General features: G+C 74.9%; 13 protein-coding genes. 6 read left to right on the top strand and 7 right to left on the bottom strand.

What is annotated here, in order from left to right; translation table 11 throughout:
- Window positions 1-720: 720 nt before the first annotated feature.
- On the top strand, window positions 721-2,373 hold the full coding sequence (locus IH54_RS0128625; protein WP_031522307.1) for a DNA repair helicase XPB: 1,653 nt from the start codon (window positions 721-723) through the stop codon (window positions 2,371-2,373).
- Window positions 2,374-2,395: 22 nt separating this feature from the next.
- On the opposite strand, the gene IH54_RS46305 is transcribed toward IH54_RS0128625, so the two are convergent.
- Both IH54_RS46305 and IH54_RS47785 read right to left on the bottom strand, forming a co-directional pair.
- Window positions 2,396-2,572 carry a hypothetical protein gene (locus IH54_RS46305; RefSeq protein WP_199923479.1) on the bottom strand — a complete coding sequence of 59 codons (177 nt, stop codon included), beginning with the start codon at window positions 2,570-2,572 and terminating at the stop codon, window positions 2,396-2,398.
- A 152-nt stretch (window positions 2,573-2,724) separates the two neighbouring features.
- A complete protein-coding gene (locus tag IH54_RS47785) occupies window positions 2,725-5,088 on the bottom strand; it encodes a protein kinase domain-containing protein (protein ID WP_031522311.1) in 2,364 nt (787 codons plus the stop codon).
- Window positions 5,089-5,455: 367 nt separating this feature from the next.
- On the opposite strand from IH54_RS47785, the gene IH54_RS0128640 reads away from it, so the two are divergent.
- Window positions 5,456-6,166: a copper homeostasis protein CutC gene (locus IH54_RS0128640; RefSeq protein WP_031522312.1), complete on the top strand. Its 711-nt coding sequence runs from the start codon at window positions 5,456-5,458 to the stop codon at window positions 6,164-6,166.
- A gap of 110 nt (window positions 6,167-6,276) precedes the next feature.
- Here IH54_RS0128640 and IH54_RS0128645 read toward each other — a convergent pair whose 3' ends face one another.
- Window positions 6,277-8,376 (bottom strand): AAA family ATPase, encoded by a 2,100-nt coding sequence (locus tag IH54_RS0128645; protein ID WP_031522313.1) that lies wholly within the window; start codon window positions 8,374-8,376, stop codon window positions 6,277-6,279.
- Between the two features lie 716 nt (window positions 8,377-9,092).
- On the opposite strand from IH54_RS0128645, the gene IH54_RS0128655 reads away from it, so the two are divergent.
- On the top strand, window positions 9,093-9,788 hold the full coding sequence (locus IH54_RS0128655) for a hypothetical protein (protein WP_052397977.1): 696 nt from the start codon (window positions 9,093-9,095) through the stop codon (window positions 9,786-9,788).
- Window positions 9,789-9,807: 19 nt separating this feature from the next.
- Here the strand turns inward: IH54_RS0128655 and IH54_RS0128660 are convergent, their stop codons facing one another.
- Both IH54_RS0128660 and IH54_RS0128665 read right to left on the bottom strand, forming a co-directional pair.
- Window positions 9,808-10,482: a class I SAM-dependent methyltransferase gene (locus IH54_RS0128660; RefSeq protein ID WP_052397978.1), complete on the bottom strand. Its 675-nt coding sequence runs from the start codon at window positions 10,480-10,482 to the stop codon at window positions 9,808-9,810.
- A gap of 104 nt (window positions 10,483-10,586) precedes the next feature.
- Window positions 10,587-11,321: an SDR family oxidoreductase gene (locus tag IH54_RS0128665; RefSeq protein ID WP_031522320.1), complete on the bottom strand. Its 735-nt coding sequence runs from the start codon at window positions 11,319-11,321 to the stop codon at window positions 10,587-10,589.
- Window positions 11,322-11,432: 111 nt separating this feature from the next.
- Between IH54_RS0128665 and IH54_RS0128670 the strand changes: the two genes are divergently transcribed.
- From IH54_RS0128670 to IH54_RS0128680, 3 genes are all read left to right on the top strand, one after another.
- Entirely contained in the window at window positions 11,433-11,879 is a 447-nt protein-coding gene (locus IH54_RS0128670) for a MarR family winged helix-turn-helix transcriptional regulator (protein ID WP_052397979.1), read from the top strand.
- A gap of 102 nt (window positions 11,880-11,981) precedes the next feature.
- Complete coding sequence (locus IH54_RS0128675) at window positions 11,982-12,323, top strand: hypothetical protein (RefSeq protein WP_031522325.1); 342 nt, start codon at window positions 11,982-11,984, stop codon at window positions 12,321-12,323.
- A 13-nt stretch (window positions 12,324-12,336) separates the two neighbouring features.
- On the top strand, window positions 12,337-17,040 hold the full coding sequence (locus IH54_RS0128680; RefSeq protein ID WP_031522327.1) for a caspase family protein: 4,704 nt from the start codon (window positions 12,337-12,339) through the stop codon (window positions 17,038-17,040).
- A 67-nt stretch (window positions 17,041-17,107) separates the two neighbouring features.
- Here the strand turns inward: IH54_RS0128680 and IH54_RS0128685 are convergent, their stop codons facing one another.
- Together IH54_RS0128685 and IH54_RS0128690 are read right to left on the bottom strand one after the other, a co-directional pair.
- Window positions 17,108-17,389, bottom strand: a complete 282-nt coding sequence (locus tag IH54_RS0128685; RefSeq protein ID WP_031522329.1) for a DUF4031 domain-containing protein — start codon at window positions 17,387-17,389, stop codon at window positions 17,108-17,110.
- Complete coding sequence (locus IH54_RS0128690) at window positions 17,386-17,763, bottom strand: hypothetical protein (protein ID WP_420711805.1); 378 nt, start codon at window positions 17,761-17,763, stop codon at window positions 17,386-17,388. The genes IH54_RS0128685 and IH54_RS0128690 overlap by 4 nt, the downstream gene beginning before the upstream one ends.
- Window positions 17,764-17,781 lie beyond the last annotated feature (18 nt).

The following is a 17,781-nucleotide window of genomic DNA, read 5'->3' on the forward strand; positions in this document are numbered from 1 at the left end:
GAAGACGGCATACGAGATTTCTGCCTGTCTCGTGGGCTCGGAGATGTGTATAAGAGACAGGGTGGTGGGTGGGCGGGCAGCTGGACGTGCTGGGCTGCGGCCACCCCGTGTCCGGCTGACTCGGGTGATCCGTCGTGGGCTGCTGGCTGGGCCACCCCGTGTCCGGCTGACTCGGGTGGTCCGTCGTGGGCTGCTGGGTGGGCCCGTGCGTGTCGGGGGGGCCGGGCCAGTCGTCGGTGGGCTGCGTGGGGCCGTGACTGGCGGACGGCAACCCGTCGCCCGTCGGGTCCCCGCCTGAGGCGGAAGCGGAGGCGGGGAGCAGCAGGCCGGCCGCGGCGATGACTCCCGCGACGACGACAGCCGAGGAGGCCGCGACCGCGCGGAACGTCCTACGCCGGCGCGGCTCGGCGGGAGGATGCGTCTGCTGGTGATCCATGACCGCAGAAAACATCAAATAGGAAAAATACGGAGGTAAGGCACGAGTAAGGACGCCACAGATTCGCACGGATGGCGCTCAGACCCCATCCCGGGCCCCACCCCGGCTCCCGTTCCAGGCCCTGCACGGACCGTCACTCCCCCGCCCTCACCCCCCGCGCCGACCCCCGCTCACCGCCCCTCACCCCCTCCCCGTCCGCGGGGTGACCGCGGACACCCTGTCGTTGCGCCCGTCCGGCGTACAATTTTTCGTTCGCCCCATCCCGGCAGCCCGGAGGTACCCGCGTGTCCTGCCTGATCGTCCAGAGCGACAAGACCCTCCTGCTGGAGGTCGACCACGAGCTGGCCGACGCCTGCCGGCGGGCCATCGCCCCCTTCGCCGAGCTGGAGCGAGCGCCCGAGCACATCCACACCTACCGGCTCACCCCGCTCGGCCTGTGGAACGCCCGGGCCGCCGGGCACGACGCCGAGCAGGTGGTGGACGCGCTGGTCGAGTACAGCCGCTACCCCGTGCCGCACGCCCTGCTCGTCGATGTCGCCGAGACGATGGACCGCTACGGGCGGCTGCGGCTCAGCAAGCACCCCGCGCACGGGCTCGTGCTGACCACCACCGACCGCCCCGTCCTGGAGGAGATCCTCCGGTCCAAGCGCGTCCAGCCGCTCGTCGGCGCGCGGATCGACGAGGACACCGTGCTCGTCCACCCCTCCGAGCGCGGCCAGATCAAGCAGGTGCTGCTCAAGCTGGGCTGGCCGGCCGAGGACTTCGCCGGATACGTGGACGGCGAGGCGCACCCGATCCACCTCGACGAGGAGGGCTGGGGGCTGCGGCCCTACCAGAAGCAGGCCGTGGAGGGCTTCTGGCACGGCGGCTCGGGCGTGGTCGTGCTGCCGTGCGGCGCGGGCAAGACGCTGGTCGGCGCGGGCGCGATGGCCGAGGCGAAGGCGACCACCCTGATTCTGGTCACCAACACCGTGTCGGCGCGGCAGTGGAAACACGAGCTGATCCGGCGCACCTCGCTCACCGAGGACGAGATCGGCGAGTACAGCGGTACGCGCAAGGAGATCCGGCCCGTCACCATCGCGACCTACCAGGTCCTGACGACCAAGCGGAAGGGCATCTACCCGCACCTGGAGCTCTTCGACTCCCGGGACTGGGGTCTGATCATCTACGACGAGGTCCATCTCCTTCCTGCTCCGGTCTTCAAGTTCACCGCCGACCTCCAGGCGCGCCGCCGCCTCGGGCTGACCGCGACACTCGTCCGGGAGGACGGCCGCGAGTCTGACGTCTTCTCGCTCATCGGCCCCAAGCGCTTCGACGCCCCCTGGAAGGAGATCGAGGCGCAGGGCTACATCGCGCCCGCCGACTGTGTCGAGGTGCGGGTCAACCTCACCGATGCGGAACGGCTGGCCTATGCCACCGCCGAGGCCGAGGAGAAATACCGCTACTGCGCGACGACGGCGACCAAGCGCAAGGTCACCGAGGCGCTGGTGCGCAAGCACGCCGGCCAGCAGACCCTGGTCATCGGGCAGTACATCGACCAGCTCGACGAACTGGGCGAGCACCTGGGCGCCCCGGTGATCAAGGGTGAGACGTCGAACGCGCAGCGCGAGAAGCTCTTCGAGGCCTTCCGGCAGGGCGAGCTGTCGGTGCTGGTCGTGTCGAAGGTGGCCAACTTCTCCATCGACCTGCCCGAGGCGACGGTCGCCATCCAGGTCTCCGGTACCTTCGGCTCCCGCCAGGAGGAGGCGCAGCGGCTGGGACGGGTGCTGCGGCCCAAGGCGGACGGTCACGAGGCCCGCTTCTACTCGGTCGTGGCGCGGGACACCATCGACCAGGACTTCGCGGCCCACCGCCAGCGCTTCCTGGCCGAGCAGGGCTACGCCTACCGGATCGTCGACGCGGACGACCTGCTCACGGGCGCGGGCGAGGACGTCTGAGAGCGTCCAGGGCCTGCGGGGCTCAGCGCTTGCCGCCGGTGCCGAGCACCACCACCTCCACCGCCGCGACGGCGTACACGCGTATCGCGCGCAGGGCGTCGCCCAGGCGGTGGCGGGGGTGGTCGGGGCGGGAGTCGGGCATGGTCGCACCGTGCGCGAGCTGCGGCGCGGGGGCTGGGGTGAGCGTCGAGGAGGCCATGTCCCCACGGTACGAAATCCGGCATTCGCCCCACGTCGGGCTGGGGATGTAATTCTCTCGCCCGGTGATCATCCCCCGGGTGGACCCGCACCCCCTACCCGGATATCAGGGTCACCCCGAGACCGTCCGCCCCCGGTCGGAGGCGGACGGTCTCAGTCGAGCTTCCACAGCGCCAGGCAGTAGTCCAGCGGCTCCGCCAGGTAGTCGGCGCGCGGGCTGAAGGACACGCTGTCGGGAGCCGTGGAGTCGGTCATCGCGGCGCTCAGCGTGTCGGTCGCCCCGTCCGTCGTGCTGTCGAAGGCGTGGACGAGGCTCCAGTCCGCCGTCGCGAGCACCTGCGCCGAGCCGCCGATCTGCGCGACGGCCAGGTACTTGCCGTCGCGGCTGAAAGCGACGCTGCTGACCCAGTACGGATCGCACGGCACGGTTTCCAGCGCCTTGCGGGTGTCGGGGCGCCACAGCCGTACCTCGCCGTACGCGCCCACCGCCAGGATCTTGCCGTTCGGGCTCACCGCCAGGTCCGACAGGCCCTCGCGCGGGCCGCGTACGGTGGCGGCGATCCGCTGCCCGCGCAGGTCGCAGAAGTGCAGCTTGCCGACCGACGTGGACGCCACGACCGTCCGGCCGTCCGCCGTGAAGGCCATGCCCTGGAGATCGCTCTCCGCCTCGTACTCCGCCTCGCTGTCCTGCGGCCACGCCACCTTGGCGGTCCTGCGCCGGGAGGCGACGTCCCACACCGTGATCGTGCGGGTGGCGCCCAGCGCCAGGGATTTGCCGTCCCGGCTGAAGACCAGGGCGTACGTGGACGCCGCCCGCCGCTGGCCCGGGTCGCCGTGCAGTGTGGCGACACTCTTGCGGGACGCGACATCCCACAGGGTGACCGCCGCGTTCTCGTTGACGCTCGCGAGCAGCTTGCCGTCGGGGCTGAACGCGACGTCGCCGGTGCTGTTGAAGACCGAGCCGTCGACCGGCTGCGCGAGGACCGTATCGATCTGCAGGCTGGGCACCCGGCGCAGCACCACGCCGCCGTCCATGTCCCCCACCGCGACGAGCCTGCCGTCCCGGCTGATCTCGGCGGCGGTCAGCATCGACGTCTTCTCGGACAGGACGTACGCCGCCGTCTCCTCCCCCGCCGGCAGCGGGGACGGCGGCGCGGTCGGCGTCGGGCTCGCCGCCGTCGAGGGCGGCGCGGTCGACGGAGACGGTGACGGGGGCCGGGACGCGGTCCGGGTCGGCGGTGCGCCGGAGGCCTTGCCGTCGCCGCCGCCGGAACCGCCGTTCAGCGCGAGCGGGACGCCCACGGCGGCGCCGATGCCGGCGACACCCAGGGCGCCGAGCACGAGCGCCCGCCGGCTCGGGCCCCGCCCGGCGGCTCCGTCCGCCGGTGCGTTTGCGGCTCCGTCAGCCGGTACGTCCTCCGCTGCGTCCGCCGGTACCTCGGCGGGCGGTCCTTCGGCGGGCGGTACGGACCCGGGCACGGATGCGGATGCGGATGCGGCAGGCGGTACGGGCGGCTCCGGCGGTACGCGCGGCGGTACGGCCGGGGCGGCGGTCTGCGTCGGCAGGCCCGCCACGTCGGGGGCCGGTACTCCCCCCGCCTCCCCCGCCGGGCCCGGCTCCGTACCGCCGAGCGCCCGCTCGATCTCCGCCTCCTGCGCGCCGATCAGCTCGTGCACGGCCGCCGGCCAGGGGCGGGTGGCGGGCGGGACGTGGCCGACGCGGGCCAGGATCTCCGCCGGGGCGGGCCTGGCGGCCGGGTCCTTGGCGAGGCAGTCCCGCACCAGGCCGCGCAACTCCTCCGGCAGTCCGCTGAGTTCGGGCTCGCCGTGCACCACGTCGTAGAGCGTGAGCAGCGCGGACGTACCCGTGAACGGGCTGCGCCCCGTGCAGGCGTACGCCACGACCGAGCCGAGTGAGAAGACGTCGGCTGCCGGGGTGAGGGCGCGTCCCTCGGCCTGCTCCGGCGACATGAAGGCGGGCGAGCCGACCACCATGCCGGTGCGGGTGATCTCGGTGCCGCCCTCGCTGTCCGTCGCCCGCGCGATGCCGAAGTCGATGACGCGCGGGCCGTCCGCGGCCAGCAGCACGTTGGACGGTTTCAGGTCGCGGTGGATCAGCCCCGCCCGGTGGACCTCGCCGAGCGCCGCCGCGAGGCCCGCCGCCAGCCGTACGGCCGCGGGCGGCGGCAGCGGGCCCGCGCGCTCGACGACCTCCCGCAGCGCGGGGCCCGGCACGAAAACGGAGGCAAGCCACGGGGTGGGGGCGTCGGCGTCCGCGTCCAGGACGGCGGCGGTGTACGCGCCCGACACCCGGCGGGACGCGGTCACCTCGCGGCGGAAGCGGTCGCGGAAGCCGGGCTCGTGCACGAGTTGCTCGTGCACGAGCTTGACCGCGACCAGGCGGCCGTCCGGCGAGACGGCGAGCAGGACGCGGCCCATGCCGCCTTGGCCGATGGCGGCGACCGGCCGGTACGGACCCGTTTGCGCGGGTCGGCCCGGCTCCCCCAGGAACTCCATGCGGACCTTTCCGGTTCGGGGCGCGTTCGGCGATCAGTTGATCGCGGGAGGCGCGGTGCGTGCAAGCTCTTCACGAAGTCCCCCGCACCCCGCGTGCGGCTGCCGTTGCGCGACGGGCCGGGGCTCGCGCCGTCACGCGCGATCTTCCGCCGGTGCGAGCCCGTCACGCGGTACTCCCCCGAGCTCCCCCCGGGAAGTGCCCGCGCGCGCTCCTTCGTGCTCCGGGCCGCCCCTTGCGGTGGGTACCGCGGCTGTCCCACTGTCGTGGTGGCTCGCGCAGTTCTCCCGCTCCTCCGGGCGTTGCCCCTCGGCGCCACGGGGGACCCGGGGGTCGCGTGGGGCGGGGGCATGTGGCAACCTTGGTCATATGTCTAGACCAATCTTCGAGGTAATCGCCCTCGGACCCGATGACGCCGTTTCGGCACAGGCCGGCGGCGCCGACCGGCTCGAACTGGTCACGGACATGGCCGCCGACGGCCTGACCCCGTCACGGGAGACGTTCGGGGCGATTCGCGCCGCCGTCGACATCCCGCTGCGGGTGATGCTGCGGCTCACGGACGGGTTCAGCGCGGGCGGGACCCGGCAGCTGGACGAGCTGTGCGAAGCGGCGCAGGGGCTGCGGGCGGAGGGCGCCGAGGAGTTCGTGCTCGGCTTCCTCGACGGGAGCGGGGCCGCGGACCTGGAGGCCGTGCACGCGCTGGTCGACGTGCTCGACGGGTGCCGCTGGACCTTCCACCGGGCGATCGACCGGGCCGCCGACCGCGACGCCGTACGGCTGCAGCTCGCGGGGCTGCCCGGCCTCGACACGTACCTGACGGCCGGGTCCGCGAAGGGCGTCGGCGACGGGATGGACGTGCTGTGCGCCGAGGCCGCGCGCGGCGGCGAGCCCGGCTACGAGCCGCGGCTCCTGGTGGGCGGCGGGCTGCTGCTGGAGCACGTCCCCGAACTGCGCGCGGCGGGCCTCGACGGCTTCCACGTCGGCGGTGCGGTACGGGCCGGCGGGTGGTCCGGCGCGGTCGACCCGTCCGCCGTCCGGACCTGGCGCGAGGTGCTGGACGCCCCCGTCGCCGTGGGCTGAAGCGCCCGCCGCGCGGGCTGAACCGGCCCGCCGCCGCCGGCCGAACCACCCGCCGCGCGGGCCGAACCACCCGTCGGCGCCGGCCGAACCACCCGCCGCCGCACCCGCGTTCAGGACGCCAGCGCCGCCGGCAGGGGCTCCGCGTGGAGGACCGTGAGACCGGACACCGCGCGGGTCAGCGCCACGTACAGGCGGCGCAGGCCGGTGCGCGGGTCGGGCTCGGCGGCGACGACGGCGGCAGGTTCGGCGAGGACGACGTAGTCGTATTCGAGGCCCTTCGCGAGGGACGCCGGGACGAGGGTGAGGCGGGCGTCCGCCGAGGTCTCGTCCCCCGGGGCGAGGAAGGGCAGTCCGGCCGCGGTGAGCGCGGCGGCGAGGGCCGGGATGCCGGGGTCCGCGGCGATCAGGCCGACGGAGCCCTCGTGCTCCAGCGCCGTCCCGCACGCGGCGAGCACCGCCGTCTCCAACTCCCCCTCCGCCACCGCCCGTACGGCGAAGTCGCCGCCCGCCTCGCGGACGGACGTCGCCGGGGCGAGGTCCGGCGCGATCTGCGGCAGCAGCCGGGACGCGTAGCCGATGACCTCGCGCGGCACGCGGAAGCCGCGCGTCAACTCCTCGATCCTGGCCTCGGGTTTGCCGAAGTGCCGCAGCGCCTCCGCCCAACTGGCCGTCGCCCAGGGGGTGGTGCCCTGCGCGATGTCGCCGAGCACGGTCGCGGAGCCGGTCGAGCAGCGCCGGCCCACCGCGCGGTACTGCATCGGTGAGAGATCCTGCGCCTCGTCCAGCACCACGTGCCCGAGCGACGGCGTGCGCTGCACCAGGTCCCGCGCCTCGTCGACGAGCACGGCGTCGGCCGCCGACCACTTCGCCGACGCGAGCCCGCGCGCGGGCTTGGCCCACAGGACGGTCCGCTGCTCCTCCGGGTCGAGGATGCCGTCGGCCGCCCGGGCGAGGAACTCCGCGTCGGACAGCAGCCGCAGCACCAGCTTCGCCGGGTCCACCGGCGGCCAGCACTCCTTGACGGCCGCCTTGACCGCGGAGTTGCGGGCCACCGCGTCCTGCACGCGGTCGTCGGGGGCCTCCCCGGCACGCTCCATCTGGACGAGCACGGCGTGCGCGATGCGCTGCGGCAGCGCGTCGTGCGCGGCTCCGTAGCGGATGTCGCGCCCGGCCAGCTCGCGGACGATCTCCTCCAGTTCGTACACGGGCACGCGCCAGCGGCGGGAGCCGCGGACGACCACGACCGGCTCCCGCGGCATCCGGATCCCCGAACGCACCGCGCGCCGCAGCACCTCCGCCATCCGGGCGTCCCCCTTGAGGCGGGCGGCCTCCGCCGAGTCCGCGCCGCGCACCGGCACATGGGCGACCAGCGAGTCCACCGTGGCCTGCTTGACGTGGAGTTCGCCCAGCGCCGGGAGCACCTGCTCGATGTAGCGCAGGAAGGACGCGTTCGGGCCGATCACCAGCGTGCCCGCGCGGGCGAGGCGCTCCCGGTGCGCGTAGAGCAGGTACGCGACGCGGTGCAGGCCCACGGCCGTCTTGCCGGTACCCGGCGCCCCCTGCACGCACACCGTGCCGGTGACCCCGGCGCGCACGATCTCGTCCTGCTCCGGCTGGATCGTCGCGACGATGTCGCGCATCGGGCCGACACGCGGCCGCTCGATCTCGGTCTGGAGCAGCTTGCTCGCGGTGTCCGCCTCGCCGGGGTCGGTGAGGTGCTCGTCCTCGTACGCGGTCAGCTCCCCGCCGGTGTAACCGAACCGGCGGCGCAGCCGGACGTCCATCGGCTCGGCGCGCGAGGCGCGGTAGAAGGGCTGGGAGACCGGTGCGCGCCAGTCGATCACCATCGGGTCGCCGACCGCGTCGTGGACGTGCCGCCGCCCGATGTAGAAGCTCTCGCCCTCCGCGCCCTCGGCCGCTTCCGCGCCCGGCGCGTGGCCGTAGTCGAGCCGGCCGAAGAAGAGGGGGGTGTCGGCGAGGTCGGCGAGCGCGACGATGCGGGCCGCGTGCGCGGCGGCCAGCACCTTGGCGTCCACCCAGTTGCCGCTGACGTCGCTGATGTCCATCGCCTCGACGTCCGCGCGCATCGCCCGCAGCGCGGCGCGCGAGTCGGCGAGGTGGTCGCGCTCACGGCGCAGCGGGTCGCTTCCCGCGGGGGCGCCGGCGGGGGTGGGGCTGCTGTGGTCCTGGCTCTGGGCGTGCGAGGGCACGGGTGCCTCCGGCGGTCGGGGCGGGTACGTGAGGAGGCCGGCCGGTTTCCGTCCGGGCGGCGGCGCTCCCGTCCGGGAGGCGGCAAGACCGGCGATCCTACGCCTCCGGCGCGGGGGAGGCGAATACGTTTTTGCCCCGGAGCCGACTCGCGTCCGCCGGGGTGCCTCTTGCGGTCCGTGGCGGGACCTTCTCGCCGTCGAGGCCGGTCACGCTGTTCTCCCCCGGGCCCCGACGGGAGGTGCCCCACGCACCCCTGGCTGTCCCCGGCGGGGCGGACTTCCCGGAATTGCCTTCGGGTCCCCGGGGCCGAACGGGGCCGGGAAGCCGACGGCGATGCGCATGATCGCCGCCGTCTCCCCGGTGTCGGGCGGCACGCTGCGCGTGCCGGGGAGGACCCGGAGGTGGAAGGTCTGCGATCCGCGCACGGCCCGGGTCCGTACCGCGGGACGGCACGCTGGACACACCGCGCCGGCCGCCCGGGAGAACCTGCTGGTCCACGGGCGCTGCTCCGGGCTGCCCCGCGCCGGGACACGGGCCCGCACCGCCCGGCCGCGGCCCTCTTTCCGGTGATCTTCCGCGCCGCCGCGCCGGCCCTGGCGGTGCGCGGCTGGGGCGCGGGCCGACACCGTGAGCGCCCGGCGGGGCGGGCGTCCGCGACAGCGCGGACCGCGGTGCGGCGGACCCGCGACCACCCCGCGCGTGTGCTTCCGCCACAATGGCCCGCATGCCTCACACCAGCTCCGTTGCCCACCCGCGGTACGACGCCCTGCTCGCCGAGTGGAACCAGCTGCTGCGCCGCTGCCAGGAGAGCGAGCACGGCGGGGCGGGCGAGCAGGCGCCCGACCCCGGGCCGTACGGGCAGGAGCTGCTGGACCGCTGGGGCGAGCCGCAGCGCCGCTACCACACGGTCGACCACCTCGCGGAGGTGCTCGCGCGGGCGACCGAGCTGACCGGTTACGCGGAGGACCCGGACACCGTGGCGCTGGCCGCGTGGTTCCACGACGCCGTCTACCGTCCCGACCGCAGCGAGAACGAGGAGCGCAGCGCCGATCTCGCGCGCCGCGCGCTCACCGAGGCAGGGGTCGGCGCGGAGCGCGTCGCGCAGGTCGTACGGCTCGTGCGGCTGACCGTGACGCACGACCCCGCGCCCGGCGACGCCGACGGCGAGGTGCTCTGCGACGCCGACCTGGCCGTCCTCGCGGGCCAACCGGCCGCGTACGCCGCCTACGCCGCCGCCGTCCGCGCCGAGTACGGCTTCGTGCCCGACCCGGACTTCCGCGCCGGGCGGGCCGACGTCCTGCGCCAACTCCTCGGCCTGCCGCACCTGTTCCGCACCCCGTACGGCCGCGAGCACTGGGAGCGCACGGCGCGCCGCAACCTCACGACCGAGCTGGAACTCCTGGAGTCCTGAGACCTCGGCCCGGGGCGCTTCAACTCCGCGCGCGCACCGCACGGATGAGGGTCGTGGCGACGGGCGGCCGGCGGTCGCCGCCGCCCGGGTCGCGCAGCACCTCGGTGGTGATGTCGGTGAAGCCCGCGTCCACCAGCAGCTTCTCCCACACGGCGGCCTCCAGCACCCAGCGCCGCTTGGTCGACAGGCTGCCGCTGGAGGAGCGCACCGACACCTCGGAGGGCCGCAGTTCGGACGCGGGCGGCGCGCCGTCCTCGTGGTGCGCGAGCGTCGCGAGGACGAACGTGCCGCCGGGCCGCAGCCCGCTCGCGGCGGCGGGCAGCAGGTGCACCGGGTCGGAGAAGTCGGCGGCACCGAAGCAGGAGTAGGCCACGTCGATGCTGCCCGCGGCGGCGGCCAGATAGGTGGCCGCGTCGCCGTGCACGAAGTCCAACTCCGCTACGTGGCCGTACCGTTCGCGCCCGAGGGTGACGCGGGTGGCCGAGGTGTCGATCGCGGCGACCTGGTCCGCGCCCAGCACGGCGGCGACGTACGCGGCACGCTCGCCCGTCCCGGCCCCGAGGTCGGCGACGGTGGCCCCGCGGACATCGCCGAGCACCTCGGCACCGGGCCCGAGCCGCTGGTACCAGTCCCAGTACAGCCGCTCCCCGTCGAGCGGCCCCGGATCGGTGAGGGAGGAGGTCAGGGAAATCACCCGGACATCCTGGCGGAAGTCCCGCGTTCAGGTCCCGTACTCCACGATTTCCCCCTCGCCCGTGCACCAGTGCGCTCCCCCGCGCACCCGCCGCCGCGCGCGTCTCAGATCATGCCGCCCGCGGCGTGCAGCGTCTGGGCGGTGACCCAGCGGCCCGCGTCCGAGACCAGGAAGCCGACGACGCCCGCGATGTCGTCCGGCTCGCCGAGCCGCCCGAGCGGCGTGCGGCGCACCGCGTCCTCGACGACCGGCGGCGGCACGGTGGCCAGTACGTCCGTACGGGTCAGGCCGGGGAGGACGCTGTTGACCGTCACCGCCCGCGGGCCCAGCTCCCACGCCAGCGTGCGCCCCAGCTGGTCGCCCGCCGCCTTGGCCGCCGCCAGCAGCGCCGCGCCGGGCAGCGGCGCGACGGCCAGCGCCGACGACACCAGCACGATCCGCCCGCCGTCGCGTATCCGGCGCGCGGCCTCCCGCAGGGCGGTGAAGGTCCCGTACGCGGCGGCGGTGAAATACCGCGCGAAGTCGTCGTCGGTGGCGTGCGCGAGCGGGCCCACGGTCGCCGGTGCCGCGTTGTTCACCCACACGTCGACCCTCCCGTACGCCGCCTCCGCCTCGTCGAACAGCCGTGCCGCCGCGCCGGGTTCGGTGACGTCGGCGGGTACGGCGAGGGCCTGCCCGCCGCTCTCCGCGATCCGTGCGACCGCCTTCTCCGCGTCCGCCGCGCCGCGCGAGCCGATGACGACCCGGAGGCCGTCGCGGGCCAGCCGCCCGGCGACGGCCCGCCCGATGCCGCGTGACCCGCCGGTCACGATCGCGACCCGCTCCTCGTGTGTGGCCATGTGCGCTCTCCCCGTCGTCGGCCGTGAGCCGGATATGCATGATGATCTGGACAGTCGAGAGCATCAACCATTTAGTCGAGGGTGTCAACCATTCACCGGTACGCTGTCCGCATGGCTCACGACGCACAACCGACGCCACCGCCGGAGGGCGACGGCCTCACCGACTCCCTGATCGGGCTCTTCCGCGAGATCGACGCCCTCTTCAGCGCCGCCAGCCGCAGCCAGGGCCTGACCCCGCAGCAGGCCCAACTCCTGTGCTTCGCCCAGCACATGCAGCCCTCCTTCGGCGAACTCGCGCGGCTGCTGCACTGCGACAAGACCAACGTCACGGGCCTGGCCGACCGCCTCGAACGCCGCGGCCTGATCACCCGCGAGCCCGACCCGCACGACCGGCGCCTCAGCCGCGTGCATCTCACGGCCGACGGCGCGGCGCTGACCGCCGCCTTCCAGCAGGTCGTCGACTCCTCGCTGGCCGGACGCTTCACCGGCTGGACCGCCGAGCAGCGCGCGAGTCTGCTGCCGCTCCTGCGGGCCGCGACCACGACGCTGCGGGGCTGAGACCCGCACCGCCGCGTCCCCCGTCCCGCCTGTCAACCACCGGCCCGGCCCCTACAGTTGACGCACCGCAAGCAGCGGTGACCGGAAGGCGGGGGCAGGCGCATGACGGACGTCGAAGCGGTGGGCGGCAAGGAAGCGGCGGCGGGGGACGGCGCGACGCTGCCGTTCTGGGTGGACGCCGAGGACGGCGAGGACACCATGGGGCTGCTCGGCGGCAACCCCGAACTGCGGGCCGTGCCGCTCGGGCCGCTGCGGCGCAACCTCGCCGCCACCGTGGACGCGCTCCAGCAGGTCTTCGCCGACATCACCGCCCAGGGCGGCACCCTGCCGCTCGCCGAGGCGCAGCTCTCCTTCCAGGTCACGGCGAGCGGCGGGGTGCAGCTCATCGGAACGGGCCAGGTGGGCGGCAGTCGCGCCCTCACCCTGACCTTCCGGCGCCCGTGACGCGGCGGCGGGCGTGGCGTACCGTGCGCTGCTGATCGGGGCGAGCAGTTACGACGACCCGGCGATCGGCGATCTCCCCTTCGTGCCGGAGGACCTGCGGCAGCTTCACGCCGCCCTGATCGCACGGGGTTTCGCGTCCGTGGAGGTCCTGGAGGCGCCGCGCGGCATCATCCGCACGACGGTGAACGCCCGCGTCGGCGGCTTCCTGCGCGAGGCGCGGCGCGACGACGTGCTGCTCGTCGTGCTCAGCGGCCACGGGCAGCGCTTCGAGGGCACCGACTACCTCATCCCGGAGGACGCCAGCTTCGCGATCCGGCCATTCGCCGAATGCTGCGTGGCGATCGACTGGCAGCGGGAGCTGGAGGATTCGGCGGCCGCGCAGGTCCTCTTCCTCGTCGACGCCTGCCGCGAGGGCTTCGCGCGCGACGCCATGAGCCCCGCGGGCGTCCAGGGGTGGGGCAGGCAGCGGATCGCGGCGGCCCTGCGCCGCAAGGTCGGCTACGTGTACGCGTGCTCGCCCGCGCAGGTCGCGCTCTTCGTCACCCCGAACGAGCGGGCGGCGGACGGCTCTTCGCCCGGCGAGTCCTTCAGCCTCTTCTCCCGCGCGGTCGCCGGGGTCGTCGCCGAGCTGCCGCACGCCGTGGACCTCGGCGAATTCCACCAGCAGGTGCAGGAGCGGGTGTCGGCGCTGCACCGCGCGTACGCGAAGCCCGGCAGCCCGCAGGTCGTCCGGCTCGCCACCGACCTGGACGGCGCGGACTTCACCGTGCTGCCGGGACCGCCCAAGGACGAAGGTGTGCACCCGTGGGTGCGGTCGGTCACCGGCCACGCGGCCTGGGAGCGTACGGCGGCGGGGCCCGCGCGGGACGCGGTCCAGGAGGCCGCGCAGACGCTCGCGGCCCGACTCGTCCGCGACTACGCGGAGTCGGGCGCCCGTCTCGCCGACGACCCGTGGCACGACGCCGAACTGGCGACCCGCACGCAGGAACGCGCGAACTTCCTCGTCCGCGGCCTCGACCCCGCCACCGTCTTCTCCCCCACCGAGGCCGCACTCCTCGTGCTGCTGCCGCTCGTCACGCAGGCGTACTGGGCGCGGCAGGCCGCGAGCCGGGCCGGGGTGCTGGACGGCACCGCACCTCGCCCCGAACAGGACCGCTTCCAGGCCTTCACACGCAGCCACCCCCGTCTGGTGCGCAGACTCGCCGCCCTGGACCAGGCCGCCGACCCGCACGGCGACGCGGCCCGCATCCGCTGGTGGCTGCACCACCGCTGGCTGCTGCACCAGCCCGAGCTCTACACCGGCGGCGCGCTCACCGCCCTGCTCGCGCTGCCCGACCGCCCGCCGCGCCCCGCGTGGTGCTCCGCCGCGCTCGGCACCGCGCGCTTCGCGCACTTCCTCCAGGACCAGCGGCAGGCGCCGTTCGCCCACCCGCAGGGCCCCGCGCTCCCCGACACCGTGGCCGCGTCCACCGGCCACGAGCACCTGGTCCGGCAGGACGTCGTCGGCGCCCTCGCCAAGACCGCGCACGCGCTCGCCGTCGACCCCGTCGACCTCTCCGAGATCGTCGCCGAGCACCTCGGCGTGTCCGACGCCGTCGACACCGGCGGTCTGCTGGCCACCCTGCGCGGCTCCGACTGGCGCGGCGCGGGCGCCGGGCGCTCCCTCAACGCCGAGTGCGGGCACCCCGCCGTACAGATCGCCTTGCGTGAACACGCCACGCGCACCGACGCGTTGCTGCGCGACATCAGCCGCAGCGCCGGGGGCGGGCCGCTGCACGCGCTGCCCGCGTACGCCGACGCCGACCGCGTCCGGCTCACCGGCGGCGCCGCCCACCACCTCACCGAGGGCATCCGCTTCCAGCTCGCCGAGGACCGCGTCCAGGAACTGCTGATGGGCGAATCCCTCTACGGCGACCGCGACCTCGCCGTCCGCGAGCTGTACCAGAACGCCCTGGACGCGCTGCGCCACCGCGACGCCCGCACCCAGTACCTGGCCCGCACCGGCACCGGCCGCCGCATGCCCGCGTGGACCGGCACGGTCACCTTCCGCCAGGGGATCGCCCCCGACGGCCGCGGCTACCTCGAATGCCACGACAACGGCGTCGGCATGGGCGTCACCGAACTCGCCCGCGCCTTCGCCCAGGGCGGCGCCCGCTTCGTCGACCTCCCCGAATACGCGGAGGAGCAGGCGCAGTGGTCCCAACTCGACCCGCCCGTCCAGCTCTTCCCCAACAGCCGCTTCGGCATCGGCGTCCTGAGCTACTTCATGCTCGCCGACGAGATCGAGGTCCGCACCTGCCGCCTCGGCCGCGACGGCCGCCCCGGGCGTCAGCTGAGGGTGACGATCGCGGGCCCCGGCAACCTCTTCCGCGTCGAGGACCTGGGGGAGGGTGACGAACCCGGCACGGTGGTACGGCTGCTGCTCTCGCGCGGGCGCGCGCCGGTGTCGGTGGTGGACGTGCTGGAGCGGGTGCTGTGGGTGGCGCAGTACCGGACGGTGGCCGAGCAGGGGGCTCGGCGGGCGGTGTGGGAGCCGGGCGTGCTCAGGCCTCCGGCGGACGTGGCGCGGGAGCCCCGGCCGGTCGCGTCCGGACATCCGGACCTGTGGTGGACGAGGGGGAAGGGCCTGTTCCTGGCCGACGGCCTCGCGGTGACGATCCCCGACCGGTCGCCCCGGCCCCGCCTGGGCCAGACGCTCGTGTCGAGCGCCCCTCCCCCGGGTCCCTTGCCGTACGGCGTGCTCGTCAACTTCCACGGACCGCATCAGCTGAAGCTGACCGTCGACAGGGCCCATGCCGTCGATGTCCCGCTGTCCCACGTCATCCGCCTCGCGCGGGACGCCGTCGGACGGGACGAGGGCGCCGCCGCGGCCATGGCGGAATGGGTGTGGCTGGCGGAGATGAGCGCCTTCGCCCCGTCCCTCGCGGACGCCGTCGCCGCGGCAGCCGAGCGTGCCGGCCGGCTCTGGGAACTGGGGGGTACGACGATGCCCTTCGGCGCCACGGGCTTTCTGCCCGTCGACCGGCTGCTGCTTCCGCTGATCCGGACGGACGCCGCCGCCTCCCCGAGACGCCTGCGCGTCGCCGCCCTGCTGCGCGGCATGCCGCCCTTCCTGCTGCGCTGGCGCCTGCCGACCCTCCACCGGGCCCTGGGGGCGGACGGTTTCGAGGGCCCGGGGCCGCACGCCTCGGGGTTCGCGCGGCCGAGTGACTTCCTGCTGCTGCACCGCGAGGGGAAACCGCAGCTCTGGCTGGACCAATTGGACACGTCGGGGGTGAACCTCACGGAGACCGCCACACAGAGTCTCGTCCACAAGGTGGCCGGTCTCTGGGCGCGGACCCTGCGTTTCCTCTGCGACTGGCGGCCGTCGTCAGCCGAGGTCGGCACCGGCGAGGTGCTGAGCGTGGTCGCGAACAGCGGACTGAGCCCGGAGGCCGTCGCCGACCGCTTCCGGGAGCTGGGCTACCGCGTCGCGCCCCTGGCGGGTCTCGCCGCGGCGGGGCCCGCTGACCTGCCGTTGCTCAGGCCGTTGGGAGGAAGGCAGGAGTGGCTGCCGTCCGAGGGCGAACTCCCTTCGGCGCAGGTGTCGTTCAGCGCCGTACTGGCCGGGGTGCCGGTCGCCCGGGCGGCCGCCCGGCTGCGCGAACTCGGCTACACCGTGCCGACGCCGCCCGCAGCCGCGGTGCCCGCGTTCGCCGAACCGAGGGCCTTGTTCAGGACGTTGTGGTCGTGCCTGCGGGAGCTTCCGGCCTTCACCGACGCCGTCCACGTGAGCGCCGCCCAGCTGACGCTGACGGCCGCGGCGTGCGGGCGCTCCGTCGCCGACACCGCCGCCGCCCTGCGCGGCCTCGGCTTCGTCACGCCTGCGCCGGAGCGGCTCCCCGAGCTGGCCGAGGACGACCGGCTGCTGCTGGAATACGGCCAGTTCTCGCCCTGGGCCGACCGCCCTGTGCACCCTCTGCACCTCCTTGCCGTGGCCGCCCGGGACGGGCGCCCCACGGACGTCGTCATCAGCCGGCTGCGCGACCTCGGCTTCGACGTCCCCGGTATCCCGGCCGACGTGCACGACCGGCTCCGCGCGGCAACGGACGCCGTCGTCGCCGCGGGCCACTACGAACGCGCGGCGATGGAGCTGACCGCCGCGCTGCGGGGCAGGCAGCAGCTGCTGTTCTCGACCCGGACGTCCCCGGAGGCCGACACGGTGATGGAGCGGTTCCGCGAAGCCCCCTGGCCCCCGCCTGCGCCAGGGGAAGGTCCGCACGGCCGGGCGCGTGCGCGGGTCGCCTCGGCTGCCCAGCGCTACGCGCTCGCGGTGTGGCTGGGCATCCGCCCGCCGGGGTCCCGGGCCGACTTCGAGGTGCTGGGCTTCGAACTCCCGCCGGAGGACGCCGAATTCGACCGCGATGTACGGACCGAACTCCGTCTCGAGGCCTTCCTCCGACGCCCTGACCACCCGCTCCTCCCCGGGCCGCCCGGGGACACGCTCTCCCTGCCGGGGTTGTGTGCCGTCGCGCTCCGCAACGGCCGGACGCTGCGCGAAGTGGCTCTGGCGGCCTCCGGGCTCGGGATACGCCACGAGGCGGAGACGTGGTTCGGGCCCGTCGTGGCCGCCGCACCGGCCGAGGCGCCGTCGGGCGCGGCTGCGGACGCCGGGGCCGGGAAACGCGCCGAAGGGCCCGCCGCCCCGGCGGAGGAGGCAGCCGCCCCGGAGCCGTGACGTGCGGTCGGCGGCGCCGCCCGCCCGCGCCCGGCGGGCCGTCCGCCGCACCGGCCGCGAGCGCGCCTCAGGCGCCGCCCCCGCGCCGCGGGTCGTACTTGCGGCGGCGCAGCCCCGCCTGCGTGAGGCGGCGGACCAGTTCCTTGCTGCCGATCTCCACCGCGCCCAGCGTCACCGCGTCCGGGTAGCGCTCGGCGGGGATGTCGTAGTGGTCCCGCTCGAACGCGCGCGGCGGGGCGCCGAGCCGGGCCGCGAAGGCGTGCAGTTCGTCGTACGAGACGTCGCTCACCAGGTGGGACCACATCCGGCCGTGGCCCGGCCACGTCGGAGGGTCGAGGTACACGGTCACGGCTGCGGCCCCGCCGCACGCGGCCCCAGCTCGCCGACCGGCGCGATCGCCTCGCGGCGCACCTCGCACACCCAGACCGGGTCGGGGCCGAGCTCCGGCTCGACCGCGAGCGCGTGCGGGTCGTCGCAGTACGGGCACAGCGGCCAGCGGCCGTACGACTCCAGCAGCGCGTCCTGCACGTCCTGGGCGACCAGGCCCGGGACGAAGTCGGCGCCGTCCGGCCACTTGCCCACCCACCAGCGGCGCTCGGCGACCGCCTCCTCCACGAGCGAGACGATCGCGGGACCGGTCACCTCCCGCGCCCCCAGATCCGCGAGGACGCGGGCGCGAGCCTCGTGCAACGCCGCTTCCGCCGGGTCTTCCATGAGCCCCATTATCCCTTGCCGGTGAGG

The organism is Streptomyces sp. NRRL F-5123 (assembly GCF_000721495.1).
Taxonomy (GTDB): Bacteria; Actinomycetota; Actinomycetes; order Streptomycetales; family Streptomycetaceae; genus Actinacidiphila.